Consider the following 15,921-nt stretch of genomic DNA (forward strand, 5'->3'; position numbering starts at 1 on the left):
GCTACTTGACCCGCGCCCTCGGATGCGCTGCGTTGAAAGCATCCATGAGCCGTGCCGCATCCACCTTCGTGTAGAGCTGCGTCGTCGAGAGCGACGCATGGCCCAGAAGCTCCTGGATGCCGCGCAGATCGCCGCCCTTGGCGAGAAGATGCGTGGCGAACGAATGGCGCAGGGCGTGCGGCGTCGCGCTGTCGGGCAGTCCCAAAGCGCCGCGCAACTCCTCCACCGCGAGCTGGATGATGCGGGGCGACAACGGTCCGCCGCGCGCGCCGACGAAGAGCGGGCCTTCCGGCGGGACCGCGTACGGGCAAAGGTGCAGGTATTCCTCCACCGCGCGCTGGATCGGCGGAATCACGGGAACGCTGCGCATTTTGCTGCCCTTGCCCGTCACCGTGATCGAATCGACCCCGTTGACAGGGGCATCCCGGCGCTGGAGGCCGAGCGCCTCGGAAATGCGCAGGCCCGCGCCGTAGAGCAGCGACAGCACGGCGGCGTCGCGCGCCAGGATCCACGGCTTGCGGGCCTCGGAGGCGCGGGTCTCCTTGTCGGTCACCGCAACGGCCGAGGAGGCGGAGAGGGGGCGAGGCAGGTTCTTGTCGACCTTCGGCGAGCGGATCGCCGCAAAGGCGGAGGCCGTGCCGTGGCCCTCCCGCTCGAGATGGCGGGCGAAGGAGCGCAAAGCCGCGAGCTGGCGCATGAGGGAGCGGCTCCCCACCCCTTTCATGCGGCGGGCGGCGAGAAAGGACCGGATATCGAGCGGCTTCAGGCCAAGCACGCCCCTGATGGAGGGAGGTTCGCCCAGATGCTCCGTCAGGAAGGTCAGGAACTGCCGCAGGTCGCGCCCATAGGCCTCCACGGTCTTGGGCGAGAGCCGCCGCTCCTTCGCAAGGCCGTTGAGCCAGGCGATCACCTCCCGGCGCGTATCCTCCGCGCCGGGCAGCACGAGATCGAGGGCTGAAGGTTGGTTCTGTCCGTTGGTCACGGGCTCAATATCGGATGGCGACCTTGCCAAATGATGAAACAGGAGGTCCATTGGAGGGCATGAACAATGTTCTATCCCCATGGGGAGGATGGATGTGAGCGCCGATGAGGGACAGGTGCCGGGAATCGCCGGCTATGCCGAGGCGGCCGATTCGCTGGTCGATTCGTATGAGAGCATTACCTTCGAGGACGTCTATCGTCCGGTCCTGGATCTTCTCCCGAAAAGAGGCCTGGCCCTCGATATCGGCGCGGGAACCGGCCGCGATGCGGCCGCGCTGGCGGTCAGAGGATTTCGCGTCCACGCGGCCGAGCCGACGGCGGAAATGCGCGCTCATGCCCGGCGTCTTCATCCCGATCACGGCATCGTATGGACGGACGACGCCCTGCCGGATCTCGCGCGACTGCGTGCCGAAGGTCTCCGCTTCGATCTCATTCTGATGACGGCCGTGTGGATGCATCTCGACGAGGCCGAGCGTGAGAGAGCGCTTCCGAACATCGTTCATCGGCTCGCTCCGGGCGGGCGCTTGTTCATGACCGTCAGAAAGGGCCCCGTTCCTCCGGGACGGTGCATGTTCCCCATTCCGATCGGACCGTTGATTGCGGCGGCGAGGACGTCCGGCCTCCATCTTCTGCGGCGCTGCGACTTTCCGGATGTCCTCGGCCGTCACGACGTCAGCTGGACCCTGCTTGCCTTCGAGAGGGAAAATCGGGTCTAAGCATTGCGACCCGATGCACGAGATGGACCCGTTCGCTCCCTGATGGCCTCCAAGATTGCCGATGTCCTCATTCCGCTGGCGCTGGATACGGCCTATTCCTATGCCGTGCCGGACGACCTCGCGCTCGAGGAGGGCGATGTCGTGCAGGTGCCGCTCGCGACCCGGGAGGTGGCGGGCGTGGTGTGGACCCTGCGCGAAGGGCAGGGCGCCAATTTCAAGAAGGTGACGGGCCTCCTCGAAGGGCCGAACCTGTCGCCCAAGATGCGCAAGTTCATCGATTGGGTGTCCTGGTACACCCTGTCGCCCAAGGGCTCCGCGCTCGCCATGAGCCTGAAATTTCCCGATCCGGACCGTACGGAGGTCGTGCGGGTGGGCGTCAGGCTGACCGAGAGCAGGCCCAAGCGCATGACGCCCGCACGGCAGAGAGTGATCGAGGTCGCGCAGGACGGCGTGGTGCGCCTGAAGAGCGAGCTTGCCCATGCCGCCGGCGTCAGCCCCGGCGTCATCGACGGGCTCATCGACGAGAACGTTCTCGAAACGCTGACGCTTCTGCAGGAGCCGGTGGCCGGACGGCCCGATCCCGGTTTCGGCGATACCACGCTCTCCGATGGCCAGGGAGAGGCCGCGAGGGAGCTCGTCGCCGCCTTGGGGGAAGAGCACCCGCCCGTCATCCTGCTCGAAGGCGTGACCGGATCCGGAAAGACGGAGGTGTATTTCGAGGCGGTGGCCGAGGCCGTCCGCAAAGGCAGGCAGGCCCTGATCCTCATGCCGGAAATCGCCCTCACGGCGCAGTTCCTCGACCGGTTCGCGGCGCGATTCGGGGTCAAGCCCGCGACCTGGCATTCGGGCGTCACGGGCCGCAAGCGCGAGCGACTCTATGCGGCGATCGCCTCGGGCGAGGTCAAGGTGGTGGCGGGCGCGCGCTCGGCTCTGTTCCTGCCCTACGCGGATCTTTCGCTCATCGTGGTCGATGAGGAGCACGAGACCGCCTACAAGCAGGATGACGGCGTGCACTACCATGCCCGTGACATGGCGGTGGTGCGGGGCAAGATCGAAAACGCCATGGTGGTCCTGGCCTCGGCCACGCCGTCCATCGAGAGCCGGGTGAATGCGGAGCGCGGACGCTATCGTCACGTCAAGCTGCCGGAGCGCTTCGGCGGACGCTCCATGCCGCAGATCCGCGCCGTGGACCTGCGGCGCGAGCAGGTCCCGAAGGGGCGCTGGCTCTCGCCCACGCTCGTCGCCTGCGTGGAGGAAACTCTCGGGCGCGGCGAGCAGGCGCTGCTCTTCCTCAACCGCCGGGGATATGCGCCGCTCACGCTCTGCCGTGCCTGCGCCCATCGCTACGAATGCCCGAACTGCTCGGCTTGGCTGGTGGAGCACCGCTTCAGGCGCGCCCTCGTGTGCCATCATTGCGGCCATGTGGAGCGCACGCCGCACGCCTGCGTGGAATGCGGCAGCATCGATTCGCTGGTGCCCTGCGGGCCCGGCGTGGAGCGGATCGCCGAGGAGGTGGCCGAGCTCTTCCCCGACAAGCGCTCCATCGTACTCTCCAGCGACTTCCCAGGCGGTACGGAGCGGTTGCGGTCGGAACTCGCCGCCATCGCGGCGGGCGAGGTCGACATCGTCATCGGCACCCAGCTCGTGGCGAAGGGGCACAATTTCCCGCTCATGACCCTGGTCGGCGTGCTGGATGCCGATATCGGCCTGACCTCCGGCGATCCGCGCGCCGCGGAGCGAACCTTCCAGATGCTGCAGCAGGTGACGGGCCGCGCCGGGCGCGGCGAGAAGCCCGGGAGGGCGCTCGTCCAGACCTGGCAGCCGGACCATCCGGTCATCGCCGCCCTGGTGTCCGGTGATGCGGAGCGATTCTACGAGGAGGAGACCCGCGTCCGCGAGATGGCAGGCCTGCCGCCCTTCGGACGGCTCGCGTCGCTGATCGTATCGGCGGAGGACCGGGCGGTCGCCGAAGCCCATGCCAGGGCCATGGCCCTGGTGGCGGAGCCGCCACCAGGCGTCATGGTGCTCGGGCCCGCCGAGGCGCCGCTCGCCCTGATCCGGGGGCGTTATCGCTACAGGCTGCTGGCGAAGACGGAGCGGGAGGTCGATCTCCAGGGCTATCTCCGGGCCTGGATGACCCGCTGTCCGAAGGTGAGGGGCAGTATCCGCGTCTCTATCGACGTGGATCCGCAGAGCTTTCTGTAAGAGCGTTTTCCGCAAGGTTTACCGCGGCGGTCTCGCCGGGCCGCCCCCGAATGTCCTTCGGCGCGAGCACGAGGACGGGCTCGCGCGGAGCCGGCCAGGACACGACCTTGGAGGACGCGACCTTCGCGCGCAGGGTCCTTTCGAGCCCCGGGCCCAGGAAGGGATAGCTCCAGAACAGACCCAAGGCGAGCAGGGTGAAGCCGGCGAACAGGCGCATGGAGGCCTCCTTGGGTTACCGACGCCTCACAACGTCGGACGGGCAATCGAAATCACGTCCGACGCTGTAACATTCTGATTGTGAGCATCTTTTCACGCAAAACTGGTTCCCACTTTTGCGCTCGATGCTCTAATGGTGTCGCCCAGCTCCGGGTTCTCAAGGGCACAAAGACCCATCTGCGACCGAGTACCTCAATCGGGTCGACCCGAAGACGCTTTTGTGATCGGTAGCACCCTGTGCGGAAGGGCAGATCCGGCCCGACGCCCCATACACCGGCTGAAACTGAACACCGGACGGATCCGCGAAGGTGGATTTCACTTTTTCGTCCGGTTCTCCAGCGAAAGGACCCCATGCCCAAGATCGTTCACTGCATCCGCCACGGCCAATCCACCTTCAATGCCCATTTCGCCGAAACTGGCGAAGACCCGCTGCACTTCGATGCGCCGCTTACCGAGCTCGGTCTCAGACAGGTTCAGGAGCGGGCCCGTGAGCTGCACTGGCACCCTTACGAGCTCGTCATCACCACGCCGCTCACCCGGGCGATCCAGACGACCATGGGGCTGTTCGGCGACCATCCGGCGAGACCTCCGATCCATGTGGAATGCCTCCATCGGGAGCATCTGGAGAGCAGCTGCGATGTGGGGCGTGCTCCGGCCCTGCTGATGCAGGACTTTCCGCACCTCGCCTTCGACCACCTGGCCGAGGTCTGGTGGCACCACGAGGGCGAGCCGGATCCGCGCGGCTTCGTGTATGAGCCCAGCCACATCTTCGAGGGACGGGTCGAGCAGTTCCGGCGCTGGCTCGAGGACCGGCCGGAACGGATGATCGCCGTCGTGGGGCACGGCACCTTCTTCAGCCGGCTCACCGGCCGGTACCTCGGCAATTGCGAAGTCGCCGTTCTGGAACTCTGACCCGGTCCTTCCACGTACCGGGCGATGCGGCCCGCGAAAAGTTCGGGCCGCGCATGAAACGGCATTCCGTCCCGGGGCGATGCTTCCGGGCGGGCTCACCGAATTTTTACAGGCCGCTCCTGGCTTAGCTCGCCTTGCGTCCCGGGAAAACCCATGCTAGTGCACCCCCGCCTGTGGGCGGAGACGGTCCCGCCTAAGGCTCACTTCCATCGACCCGACGGGTTTCCCGACAGCTCGCTTCAAAGCTCGCCGGTGAGAAACCCGTAACTTGAGAGAGACGATTACGTGGCGCAAAGCGGTTCGCAAGAAGGACCCCTCCTGTCGGGCGTAGCGTTGCGCTATGCATCGGCGCTGTTCGAGCTCGCTCGGGAGGCCAATGCCGTGGACGCCGTCGCTGGCGACCTCGGCCGCTTCGAAGAGATGATCCGGGGCAGCGAAGACCTGCAGCGCCTGATCCGCAATCCCATTTTCACGGCTGAAGAGCAGTCCCGCGCGATGGATGCCCTCCTGGCGAAGGCCGGCATCGCGGGCCTGGCGGGGAACTTCATCCGCCTGGTGGCCTCCAAGCGCCGCCTGTTCGCCCTTCCGGACATGATTCGCGCCTATCAGGCGCACGTGTCCGACGCGAAGGGAATCGTCCGGGCTCAGGTGACCCTGGCGGAGGCTCCGTCGGATGCCGTTCTCAACGAAATCAAGGCGGCGCTGCGCGACGTCGCCAAGGCTGACGTCGCTGTCGACGTCAAGATCGACCCGAGCCTCATCGGCGGCCTCATCGTGAAGGTGGGCTCCCGCATGGTGGACGCATCGGTGCGCACCAAACTCAATTCCATTCGTCTAGCGATGAAAGAGGTCCGCTGATGGACATTCGAGCCGCTGAGATCTCCGCGATCCTCAAAGAGCAGATCAAGAACTTCGGCACCGAGGCTGAAGTCACCGAAGTCGGTCAGGTCCTGTCCGTCGGTGACGGTATCGCCCGTTGCTACGGCCTCGACAAGGTCCAGGCCGGTGAGATGGTCGAATTCGAGAGCGGCGTGCGCGGCATGGCCCTCAACCTCGAGACCGACAACGTCGGCGTCGTGATCTTCGGTTCCGACCGCGAGATTGCCGAAGGCCAGACCGTGAAGCGCACGGGCGCCATCGTGGACGTGCCGGTCGGCAAGGGTCTCCTCGGCCGCGTCGTCGACGCCCTGGGCAACCCGATCGACGGCAAGGGTCCGATCGAGTTCACCGAGCGTCGCCGCGTCGACGTGAAGGCTCCCGGCATCATTCCGCGCAAGTCGGTGCACGAGCCGATGGCGACGGGCCTCAAGGCCATCGACGCGCTCATCCCGGTCGGCCGCGGCCAGCGCGAGCTGATCATCGGCGACCGTCAGACCGGCAAGACCGCGATCGCCCTCGACACGATCCTGAACCAGAAGCCTCTCAACCAGGGCAACGACGAATCGCAGAAGCTGTACTGCGTGTACGTCGCCGTCGGCCAGAAGCGCTCCACGGTCGCTCAGTTCGTGAAGGCCCTCGAGGACAACGGCGCTCTGGAATACTCCATCGTGGTCGCCGCGACCGCTTCCGATCCGGCCCCGATGCAGTTCCTGGCTCCCTTCGCCGGCTGCGCCATGGGCGAATTCTTCCGCGACAACGGCATGCACGCCGTGATCACCTACGACGACCTGTCCAAGCAGGCCGTTGCCTACCGCCAGATGTCGCTTCTGCTTCGCCGTCCTCCGGGCCGCGAGGCTTACCCCGGCGACGTGTTCTACCTGCACTCCCGCTTGCTGGAGCGCGCCGCGAAGCTGAATGACGCCAACGGCGCCGGTTCGCTCACCGCTCTGCCGGTCATCGAGACGCAGGCGAACGACGTGTCGGCCTACATCCCGACCAACGTGATCTCGATCACCGACGGCCAGATCTTCCTCGAGACGGATCTGTTCTACCAGGGCATCCGTCCGGCCGTGAACGTCGGCCTCTCCGTGTCGCGCGTGGGCTCCTCGGCCCAGACGAAGGCGATGAAGAAGGTCGCGGGCAAGATCAAGGGCGAGCTGGCGCAGTACCGCGAGATGGCGGCCTTCGCTCAGTTCGGCTCCGACCTCGACGCCACGACGCAGCGCCTTCTGAACCGCGGCTCGCGCCTGACCGAACTCCTGAAGCAGCCGCAGTTCTCGCCGCTGAAGATGGAAGAGCAGGTCGCCGTGATCTATGCCGGCGTCAACGGCTACCTCGACAACCTGCCGCTCAACCGCGTGCGCGCTTTCGAGGACGGTCTCCTGGCGCTCCTGCGCGGCAAGCACGCCGACATCCTGGAATCGATCCGCGCTTCCAAGGACCTGTCGAGCGACACCGAAGCGAAGCTCAAGGACGTCGTCCAGTCCTTCGCAAAGTCGTTCTCGTAAGATCCAGCCGGAATTCCGGAGAGGGTAGGGCCGCTCGATGCCGAGCTTGAAAGACCTTCGTAACCGCATCGCCTCGGTCAAGGCGACGCAGAAGATCACCAAGGCCATGCAGATGGTCGCCGCCGCGAAGCTGCGCCGCGCGCAGACCGCGGCGGAGGCCGCGCGTCCCTATGCGGAGCGCATGGCCACGGTGCTCGGCAACCTCGCGTCCGGCATTACGGTCGGGCCCGAGACGCCGCGTCTGCTGGCCGGAACGGGCGCAAACCAGGTTCATCTCCTGGTCGTCTGCACGGCCGAGCGCGGCCTTTGCGGTGCGTTCAACTCCTCGATCGCGCGTCTTGCCCGAGAGCACGCCAACCGGCTCCTGGCCGAAGGCAAGACGGTCAAGATCATCTGCGTCGGCAAGAAGGGCTACGACATCCTGCGTCGTCAGTTCGCCGAGCAGATCATCGATCTCGTCGATCTCCGCTCCGTGCGTCAGATCGGCTTCGAGCAGGCGGACCAGATCGCCCAGAAAGTGCTCGGACTCTTCGAGGCCGGCGAATTCGACATCGCGACCCTGTTCTACTCGCGTTTCCGCTCCGTGATCGCCCAGATCCCGACCGCGCAGCAGATCATCCCCGCCCAGATCGAAGCCACCGGCACCACATCGGACGCAGTCTACGATTACGAGCCCGACGAGGGCGAGATTCTGACGACGCTTCTGCCGCGCAATCTCACGGTGCAGATCTTCCGCGCGCTCCTGGAGAACGCCGCCTCCGAACAGGGCGCCCGCATGAGCGCCATGGACAACGCGACCCGCAACGCGGGCGAGATGATCAAGAAGCAGACGATGACCTACAACCGGTCGCGTCAGGCGATGATCACCAAGGAACTGATCGAAATCATTTCGGGCGCCGAGGCGCTCTGACGAATCCGAGAGGAGCCTCACATGGCTAACACCGCTAATCCCGCCGGCAACGTCGGCCACATCACGCAGGTCATCGGCGCCGTCGTCGACGTGCAGTTCGAGGGCCATCTCCCCGAGATCCTCAACGCTCTCGAGACCACCAACCAGGGCAATCGCCTGGTGCTCGAAGTCTCGCAGCAGCTCGGCGAGAACACCGTGCGCTGCATCGCCATGGACACTTCCGAGGGTCTGGTGCGCGGCCAGGAAGTCACCGACACCGGCGCCCCGATCTCCGTGCCGGTCGGAGCCGCCACCCTCGGCCGCATCATGAACGTCATCGGCGAGCCCGTGGACGAGGCCGGCCCCATCGTCGGCGAGACCGAGCGCGCCATTCACCAGCCCGCTCCGTCCTACGCCGAGCAGTCCACCGAGGGCCAGATCCTCGTGACGGGCATCAAGGTCGTCGACCTGCTCGCTCCCTACGCCAAGGGCGGTAAGATCGGCCTCTTCGGGGGCGCAGGCGTCGGCAAGACCGTGCTCATCATGGAGCTCATCAACAACGTCGCGAAGGCGCACGGCGGCTACTCCGTGTTCGCCGGCGTCGGCGAGCGCACCCGCGAGGGCAACGACCTCTATCACGAGATGATCGAGTCCCGCGTGAACGTGAACCCGGCCGAGAACAACGGCTCGGCCGCCGGTTCCAAATGCGCTCTCGTGTACGGCCAGATGAACGAGCCCCCGGGCGCCCGCGCCCGCGTCGCTCTGACCGGTCTGACGGTCGCCGAGCACTTCCGCGACCAGGGCCAGGACGTGCTGTTCTTCGTGGACAACATCTTCCGCTTCACCCAGGCAGGGTCCGAGGTGTCGGCGCTTCTCGGCCGCATTCCCTCGGCCGTGGGCTATCAGCCGACGCTCTCTACCGACATGGGTGCCCTGCAGGAGCGCATCACCACCACCACCAAGGGCTCGATCACCTCGGTGCAGGCCATCTACGTGCCCGCCGACGATCTGACCGACCCGGCGCCGGCCACGTCCTTCGCCCACCTCGACGCCACGACCGTGCTGTCGCGTTCGATCGCCGAGAAGGGCATCTACCCGGCCGTGGACCCGCTCGACTCGACCTCGCGCATGCTGTCCGCCGCCATCGTCGGCGAAGAGCACTACAACGTCGCCCGTCAGGTCCAGCAGGTGCTGCAGCGCTACAAGGCGCTCCAGGACATCATCGCGATCCTGGGCATGGACGAGCTCTCCGAAGAGGACAAGCTCTCCGTGGCCCGCGCCCGCAAGATCGAGCGCTTCCTGTCGCAGCCCTTCCACGTGGCGGAAGTCTTCACCGGCTCGCCCGGCAAGCTCGTCGCGCTTGAAGACACCATCAAGGGCTTCAAGGGCCTCGTCGACGGTCAGTACGATCACCTCCCGGAGGCCGCCTTCTACATGGTCGGCACCATCGAGGAAGCGATCGAGAAGGCCCAGCGCCTCGCGGCTGAAGCTGCTTAATTGAACGTAAGGCTCGTCCCGGAGCGTGCCCTCACGCTCCGGGACTCGCTTTTAAAGCCTGTCTCCAACGACCCCGGACCGCTCCCCTCGAGCGGCGGATGACGAGAAGCTCAGATGGCCACCTTCACTTTCGAACTCGTCTCTCCCGAGCGCGTGCTGTTCTCAGGCTCCGTCGATGCGGTTGTCCTGCCCGCGAGCGAAGGCGACATGACGGTTCTCGCCGGTCACGCGCCGACGATGACGACCCTCAAGACCGGCTTCCTCGTCATTACGAGCAATCCCGGCAACGGTCGCCGGGTGCTGGTGCGCGGCGGCTTCGCCGACATCAACCAGAGCGGCCTCACGGTGCTGGCCGAGCGCGCTCTTCCCGAGGAGGAGCTGACGCAGGAGCTCCTGGACAAGGAAATCCTCCAGGCCGAGATGATCTGGGACTCCACCGCGGAGCCGGCTGCCAAGCACGCAGCCGAATCGACCATCGCGCAGCTGCGCGAAGCGAAGGCGGCGCTGAACTACTGAATCGAAACAACCCGGCCCCGAGCCGGGTTTTTCTTTGCATGACCAAGTCTGCGCCCCTGATCCTGACGCTCGCTCTCGACGAGCGCTCCTTCGCCTTTCTCGACCAACAGAGGCGGCGCTATTTCCCGCCCGAGCGAAACTTCATTCCGGCGCATCTGACGCTGTTCCACCAGCTACCCGGCGAGCGGGTTGCCGCCATCCAGGACTTCCTTGAACAGACGAGCCGCGAACAGGCCCGATTCGCGCTGAGCGTCACGGGTCTGCGCTCGCTCGGACGCGGCGTTGCCTACATGCTCGACGCTCCTGAACTCACGGGTTTTCGCAGCACTCTCGCTCGTGAATGGGGATCCTGGCTGACGGCTCAAGACAGACAGAAGCATCAGCCCCACGTCACGATCCAGAACAACGTCGATCCCAAAGACGCGAGAGACCTGTTGCTGAGGCTCTCGGCCGAGTTCGTGCCGTTCGAAGCGACAGGCATCGGCGTGGACCTCTGGTGGTATCGCGGTGGTCCATGGGAAAAGGTGGCGCGCTCCGCATTCCGCTGAACGGCACGACCATCGGTTGTGCCGAAGATGAAGATGCCCGGTTCAACACCGGGCATCACGGCAGACGCGAGCGATCCGACGATTATTCGCCCATCGCGATCAGATTGGCGTTTCCGCCAGCAGCAGCCGTGTTGATCGTCACGGTCTGTTCCGTTGCGAACCGCAGCAGGTAGTGAGGGCCGCCGGCCTTCGGACCCGTGCCCGACAGGCCATGGCCGCCGAAGGGCTGCACGCCGACCACAGCGCCGATCATGTTGCGGTTCACATAGACGTTGCCCACGGAGAGCGCATCGACGATGCGTTTCACGGTGGCGTCGATGCGGGAGTGAACGCCGAGCGTCAGGCCATATCCCGTCCCTTCGACGGCCTGGATCACATCCTCAAGGCGGTTGGCCTTGTAGCGCACCACGTGCAGCACGGGGCCGAACACCTCCTGGGCCAGATCGTGCGGCCGGTTGAGCTCGAAGATATGCGGCGCCACGAAGGTCCCCGCGCTGGGCGCAGTGCCCGCATAGCGCACCTTTGCCTGCGTTTGCATGGCCGCGATATGGGCATCGAGCTTGTCTTTCGCCTCGCGGTCGATCACCGGCCCCACCTGGACCGAGATGTCTCGAGGGTCGCCGAGCTTCAGTTCGCGCGCATTGCCCGCGATCATCTCGATCATCCGGTCGGCCACGTCCTCCTGCACGCACAGGAGCCGCAGCGCCGAGCAGCGCTGGCCCGCCGAACGGAAGGCCGACATCACCACGTCGTCCGCCACCTGTTCCGGAAGCGCCGTCGCATCCACGATCATGGCGTTGATGCCGCCGGTTTCCGCGATCAGCGGGACGATGGCCGCGTCCTTGTTCGCGAGCGTCCGATTGATGATCCGCGCCACGTCCGTGGAACCGGTGAACACGACGCCCGCCACATCCCTGTGCTCGACGAGGCGCGCGCCCACGCGGCCGTCTCCCGGAACGAGATGAAGGGCGGTCTTCGGTACGCCCGCCTCATGCAGAATGCGCACCGCCATATCGGCGATCAGCGGCGTCTGTTCGGCGGGCTTCGCCACGACAGCGTTGCCCGCCATCAGGGCCGCGCTCACCTGCCCGAGGAAGATCGCGAGCGGGAAATTCCAGGGAGAGATCGCCACGAACACGCCACGTCCGCGAAGGCGCAGCACATTGCTCTCCCCGGTCGGCCCGGGCATGGCCTCGCCGGAGCCGAAGAGGGTGCGGCCCTGGACTGCGTAATAGCGGCAGAAATCCACCGCCTCACGGACTTCCGAAAGCGCGTCGTCGAGGGTCTTGCCCGCCTCGACCTGCAGCAGATGCAGCAGCGCGCCGCGCCGTTCCTCCAGAAGATCGGCCGCCCGCTCCAGCGCTTCGGCGCGGGCCGTGGCATCCGTACGGCTCCACGGACCGAAGCCTGCCCGGGCCGACGCCATGGCGCGGTCGGCGACCTCCGGCGTCGCTTCCGCAACCTGGCCGACGACCGTCGTTCCGTCGACGGGGCTGACGACCGGGCGCGTCTCACCGGACGCGGCCTTGCCGTCGATCAGGGGATCGGCGCGGAAGCTCCGCTGGCCCGCGTGTGAGATCTCCTTGAGCAGGCCTTCGAGCGAGGTGCGATGACCGAACTCCACGCCCTTCGAATTGGCGCGCCCGGCTCCGTAGAGATCGCGGGGCAGCGGCACCTTCGGGTGGCGGGCCTGATCGGCCGAGACGATGATGTCGGCCGGCCGCTTGAGCAAGGCCTCCACCGGCACGTTCGGATCGGCAGCCACCGACACGAAGGAGGAGTTCGCGCCGTTCTCCAGCAGGCGGCGCACGAGATAAGCCAGTAGATCGCGGTGGCCGCCGACCGGGGCGTAGGCGCGGCAGGCCAAGCCCGGATTGTCCTCCAGCAGGCGCGCATAAAGCGCTTCGCCCATGCCGTGCAGACGCTGGAACTCGTAGCCTTCCGTACCGCCGGCGCGCTCGAGAATCGACGCGACCGTGAGGGCGTTGTGGGTGGCGAATTGCGGATAGATGCGCGGCCGCAGGCTGAGCATCTTCTCGGCGCAGGCGACATAGTGCAGGTCCGTCATCGCCTTGCGGGTGAAGACCGGATAATCGTCGAGCCCGCGCTCCTGGGCGCGCTTGACCTCGGTATCCCAGTAGGCACCTTTCACGAGACGCACCATCATCTGGCGATCATAGCGTTCCGCGATGGCCGCGATCGCGTCGACCACGGAGCCCGCGCGCTTCTGATAGGCCTGAATGGCAAGGCCAAAGCCCTTCCAGTCCGCCAGCGACGGATCGGCCACCACGGCCTCGATCACCTCGAGCGAGAGTTCGAGACGGTCGGCCTCCTCGGCATCGATGGTGAAGTTGAGGTCGTAGGACTTCGCCTTCTGGGCGAGCTGGATCACCAGGGGGACGAGCTCGCGCATCACGCGGTCGCGGCTCGTCGCCTCGTAACGCGGGTGCAGCGCCGAGAGCTTCACGGAAATACCGGGGCGGTTCGGCAGCGGCTCGTTGCCTGCCGAGCGGCCGATGGCGTCGATGGCGGAGGCGTAGGACTCGAAGTACCGCCGCGCGTCATCCGCCGTGCGGGCTCCTTCGCCCAGCATGTCGAAGGAGTAACGATAGATGCGGCCCTTGGAGGAAGAGGCGCGCTTGAGCGCCTCCTCGATGGTCTGGCCCAGCACGAAATGGTTGCCCATCACGCGCATGGCCTGACGGGTGGCGGTGCGGACGGCGGGAACACCGATGCGCTTCGTGAGCTGGCCCAGGATGCTCTCCGGCGTCTCACCCGGCTGGATCACCCGGGCGGTGATGCCGAGCGCCCAGGCCGAAGCCGAGACCAGGAAGGCATCGGATTTCGCCTCGTGCCCGGCGAAATCCGCCTGGCCGAGCTTGTCTTCGATGAGCTTGTCGGCGGTGGCGGAATCGGGCACCCGCAGCAGCGCTTCCGCCAGCACCATGAGGGCCAAGCCCTCCTTGGTGGAAAGGGCATATTCCCGCAGCATCTCCTCCACGCCGCCGAGGCCGCCGCCCTTGGCGCGGATGGCCTCGATCAGTCGTGTGGCGCGCTCGTCCACGCGGCGCTCACGCTCCGGAGGCAGGCGGGAGCTCGCCAGAAGGCGGGCGGCGATCGCCTTGTCGTCCTCGGCGAAGGGCGGATTGAAGGAAAGGGCAATGCTGGGATTGACGGTCATGGCGGGCCTCTGAAGGTTTCCGCAACATATAAGCGGTCCACGGCCGTGTTTCGATGGCAATATTGCGGGTTTGTCCTTAAGATACGCGGCCAAGCTGGCAATCGGGCGTGAAAATGACGGAAATTGACCGGATCGATAGGAAGATCCTAAAGCTGTTGCAGCAGGACGGCAGGATTTCCACGGTGGACCTCGCCGAGAAGGTCGGCCTTTCGGCGACTTCCACCAGCGACCGGGTGAAGCGCCTGCAGCGGGAGGGCTATATCGCGGGCTTCGGCGCGAGGCTCGATCCCCATCGGCTCGGCCTGGAGCTTCTGGTCTTCGTGGAAGTCTCCCTCGACAAGACCACGCCGGACGTCTTCGAGAAATTCGCGGAAGCCGTGAAGCGGGCACCCGAGGTTCTCGAATGCCACATGGTGGCGGGCGGGTTCGACTATCTGGTCAAGACGCGCGTCGCCGACATGGGAGCGTACCGCCACTTCCTCGGAGAGATCCTGCTGGCGCTGCCAGGCGTCAAGGAGACCCGCACCTATGCGGTGATGGAGGAGGTCAAGAGCGACGGCGTGCTGCCGGTCTGATGGCCTTTGCACGATCATGGCCGGATCAGGTCCGGCCATGACGTCTTCAGGAACGATGCGCTCATCGAAGAAGGGAGCAAAGGTTTCGATCCCAAAAGTGCAAATCCACTTTTCATGTCCGATGCTTTAACCGGCGACCCGGTCGCCTTCAGGAGCTTCATCGCGCGTTTTCCAGAGGCTCCACCCCACGCCCGCGGCCAGGATCGCGAAGGTCACGCCGAGCGAGACCGAAGCCGGGATCTTCGCAAGGCCCAGCAGGTCGGCCACGAAGATCTTGGAGCCGATGAAGATCAGCACGAACGCCAGGGCGTATTTCAGGTAATGGAAGCGGTGCACCATGGCGGCGAGCGCGAAATAGAGCGCGCGCAGACCCAGGATCGCAAAGATGTTCGACGTGTAGACGATGAATGGGTCCGTCGTGATGGCGAAGATGGCCGGAACCGAATCCACCGCGAAGATCACGTCCGCGATCTCGACGAGCACCAGCGCCATGAAGAGCGGCGTCATGAACCACGCGAGCCTGCCGGTCTTCGGATGCGGCTTCTTCACGAAGAAGTGCTGACCATGGTGCTCGTCGGTGACGTTGAAGCGCCGCCGCATGAAGCCGATCACCGGATTCTTCGCGATGTCGTATTCCGTGTCCGAGAAAGCGAGCATCTTCACGCCCGTGCCGATGAGGAACGCGGCGAAGAGATAGAGCACCCATGAGAACTGGGAGATCACCGCCGCGCCGAAGCCGATCATGAGGGCACGCAGAACGATGACGCCCAGAATGCCCCAGAACAGCACCCGGTGCTGATAGAGGCGCGGCACCGCGAAGAAGGAGAAGATCATGGCGATGACGAACACGTTGTCCATCGCCAGCGCCTTTTCGACCGCAAAGCCGGTCAGGTAGTTCATGCCCGCCTCGGGGCCGATATGCCACCAGACGAAGCTGCCGAAGGCGACGCCGAGGGTGATGTAGAAGGCGCTCATGAGAAGGCTCTCACGCACGCCGATCTCACGGTGCTTGCGATGCAGCACGCCGAGGTCGAGCACAAGGAGAGCGACGACGATTCCAAAGAAGGCGAGCCACATCCATAAAGGCGTGCCAAGCCAGCTTAAGCCTAAGACTTCAAGCATATGACCGAACCCGTTGTTGAACCACGTCGGTTCCGACATCGCAGGGCTTCATGCGCCTGCCAGAGGGGCCCGGTCACCGACGAAAGCCAACATGGGAACGGTATCGAAATGCTTCAAGGGTCCCGCGAACCGAAGACGGTGCTCAATTTTTCGTCAGATGACGGCCCACAGGGCAG

The 15,921-nt window shown here is 65.6% G+C and carries 14 protein-coding genes; 10 read left to right on the top strand and 4 right to left on the bottom strand.

Annotation, left to right across the window (positions count from 1 at the left end; genetic code table 11):
• Window position 1: 1 nt before the first annotated feature.
• A complete protein-coding gene (locus AB8841_RS10780; RefSeq protein ID WP_370435852.1) occupies window positions 2-982 on the bottom strand; it encodes a tyrosine recombinase XerC in 981 nt (326 codons plus the stop codon).
• 94 nt (window positions 983-1,076) lie between these two features.
• Between AB8841_RS10780 and AB8841_RS10785 the strand changes: the two genes are divergently transcribed.
• Both AB8841_RS10785 and AB8841_RS10790 read left to right on the top strand, forming a co-directional pair.
• Complete coding sequence (locus AB8841_RS10785; RefSeq protein WP_370435853.1) at window positions 1,077-1,697, top strand: class I SAM-dependent methyltransferase; 621 nt, start codon at window positions 1,077-1,079, stop codon at window positions 1,695-1,697.
• A 42-nt stretch (window positions 1,698-1,739) separates the two neighbouring features.
• On the top strand, window positions 1,740-3,902 hold the full coding sequence (locus AB8841_RS10790) for a primosomal protein N' (protein WP_370435854.1): 2,163 nt from the start codon (window positions 1,740-1,742) through the stop codon (window positions 3,900-3,902).
• Here AB8841_RS10790 and AB8841_RS10795 read toward each other — a convergent pair.
• On the bottom strand, window positions 3,871-4,119 hold the full coding sequence (locus AB8841_RS10795; protein ID WP_370435855.1) for a hypothetical protein: 249 nt from the start codon (window positions 4,117-4,119) through the stop codon (window positions 3,871-3,873). The two genes, AB8841_RS10790 and AB8841_RS10795, sit on opposite strands and share 32 nt — an antisense overlap.
• Window positions 4,120-4,469: 350 nt before the next feature.
• Here AB8841_RS10795 and AB8841_RS10800 point away from each other — a divergent pair, with 350 nt between their 5' ends.
• From AB8841_RS10800 to AB8841_RS10830, 7 genes are all read left to right on the top strand, one after another.
• Window positions 4,470-5,030 (top strand): histidine phosphatase family protein, encoded by a 561-nt coding sequence (locus AB8841_RS10800; RefSeq protein WP_370435856.1) that lies wholly within the window; start codon window positions 4,470-4,472, stop codon window positions 5,028-5,030.
• A gap of 285 nt (window positions 5,031-5,315) precedes the next feature.
• Window positions 5,316-5,888: a F0F1 ATP synthase subunit delta gene (locus AB8841_RS10805; protein WP_370435857.1), complete on the top strand. Its 573-nt coding sequence runs from the start codon at window positions 5,316-5,318 to the stop codon at window positions 5,886-5,888.
• Window positions 5,888-7,417, top strand: coding sequence for a F0F1 ATP synthase subunit alpha (atpA, locus tag AB8841_RS10810; RefSeq protein WP_370435858.1), 1,530 nt, complete (start codon window positions 5,888-5,890; stop codon window positions 7,415-7,417). The genes AB8841_RS10805 and atpA overlap by 1 nt, the downstream gene beginning before the upstream one ends.
• A 37-nt stretch (window positions 7,418-7,454) precedes the next feature.
• Window positions 7,455-8,327: a F0F1 ATP synthase subunit gamma gene (locus AB8841_RS10815; RefSeq protein ID WP_370435859.1), complete on the top strand. Its 873-nt coding sequence runs from the start codon at window positions 7,455-7,457 to the stop codon at window positions 8,325-8,327.
• Between the two features lie 21 nt (window positions 8,328-8,348).
• Window positions 8,349-9,803 carry a F0F1 ATP synthase subunit beta gene (gene atpD, locus AB8841_RS10820; protein ID WP_370435860.1) on the top strand — a complete coding sequence of 485 codons (1,455 nt, stop codon included), beginning with the start codon at window positions 8,349-8,351 and terminating at the stop codon, window positions 9,801-9,803.
• Window positions 9,804-9,917: 114 nt separating this feature from the next.
• Window positions 9,918-10,319, top strand: coding sequence for a F0F1 ATP synthase subunit epsilon (locus AB8841_RS10825; protein ID WP_370435861.1), 402 nt, complete (start codon window positions 9,918-9,920; stop codon window positions 10,317-10,319).
• Window positions 10,320-10,357: 38 nt separating this feature from the next.
• Window positions 10,358-10,867 carry a 2'-5' RNA ligase family protein gene (locus AB8841_RS10830; RefSeq protein WP_370435862.1) on the top strand — a complete coding sequence of 170 codons (510 nt, stop codon included), beginning with the start codon at window positions 10,358-10,360 and terminating at the stop codon, window positions 10,865-10,867.
• Window positions 10,868-10,949: 82 nt separating this feature from the next.
• Here the strand turns inward: AB8841_RS10830 and putA are convergent, their stop codons facing one another.
• Window positions 10,950-14,048: a bifunctional proline dehydrogenase/L-glutamate gamma-semialdehyde dehydrogenase PutA gene (gene putA, locus AB8841_RS10835; RefSeq protein WP_370435863.1), complete on the bottom strand. Its 3,099-nt coding sequence runs from the start codon at window positions 14,046-14,048 to the stop codon at window positions 10,950-10,952.
• A gap of 113 nt (window positions 14,049-14,161) precedes the next feature.
• Between putA and AB8841_RS10840 the strand changes: the two genes are divergently transcribed.
• Window positions 14,162-14,623, top strand: a complete 462-nt coding sequence (locus AB8841_RS10840; RefSeq protein WP_370435864.1) for an Lrp/AsnC ligand binding domain-containing protein — start codon at window positions 14,162-14,164, stop codon at window positions 14,621-14,623.
• A 126-nt stretch (window positions 14,624-14,749) separates the two neighbouring features.
• Here AB8841_RS10840 and AB8841_RS10845 read toward each other — a convergent pair whose 3' ends face one another.
• Window positions 14,750-15,784, bottom strand: coding sequence for a TerC family protein (locus AB8841_RS10845; RefSeq protein ID WP_370435865.1), 1,035 nt, complete (start codon window positions 15,782-15,784; stop codon window positions 14,750-14,752).
• Between the last annotated feature and the right edge of the window lie 137 nt (window positions 15,785-15,921).

Origin of the sequence: Microvirga sp. TS319 (assembly GCF_041276405.1) — a bacterium.
Lineage (GTDB): Bacteria > Pseudomonadota > Alphaproteobacteria > Rhizobiales > Beijerinckiaceae > Microvirga.

Bases quoted from the DNA above. Each gene is read 5' to 3' on its own strand.
- AB8841_RS10790 (WP_370435854.1), top strand. From the start codon at position 1,740: ATGGCCTCCAAGATTGCCGATGTCCTCATTCCGCTGGCGCTGGATACG.
- AB8841_RS10795 (WP_370435855.1), bottom strand. From the start codon at position 4,119: ATGCGCCTGTTCGCCGGCTTCACCCTGCTCGCCTTGGGTCTGTTCTGG.
- AB8841_RS10800 (WP_370435856.1), top strand. From the start codon at position 4,470: ATGCCCAAGATCGTTCACTGCATCCGCCACGGCCAATCCACCTTCAAT.
- atpA (WP_370435858.1), top strand. From the start codon at position 5,888: ATGGACATTCGAGCCGCTGAGATCTCCGCGATCCTCAAAGAGCAGATC.
- AB8841_RS10815 (WP_370435859.1), top strand. From the start codon at position 7,455: ATGCCGAGCTTGAAAGACCTTCGTAACCGCATCGCCTCGGTCAAGGCG.
- atpD (WP_370435860.1), top strand. From the start codon at position 8,349: ATGGCTAACACCGCTAATCCCGCCGGCAACGTCGGCCACATCACGCAG.
- AB8841_RS10825 (WP_370435861.1), top strand. From the start codon at position 9,918: ATGGCCACCTTCACTTTCGAACTCGTCTCTCCCGAGCGCGTGCTGTTC.
- AB8841_RS10830 (WP_370435862.1), top strand. From the start codon at position 10,358: ATGACCAAGTCTGCGCCCCTGATCCTGACGCTCGCTCTCGACGAGCGC.
- putA (WP_370435863.1), bottom strand. From the start codon at position 14,048: ATGACCGTCAATCCCAGCATTGCCCTTTCCTTCAATCCGCCCTTCGCC.
- AB8841_RS10840 (WP_370435864.1), top strand. From the start codon at position 14,162: ATGACGGAAATTGACCGGATCGATAGGAAGATCCTAAAGCTGTTGCAG.
- AB8841_RS10845 (WP_370435865.1), bottom strand. From the start codon at position 15,784: ATGTCGGAACCGACGTGGTTCAACAACGGGTTCGGTCATATGCTTGAA.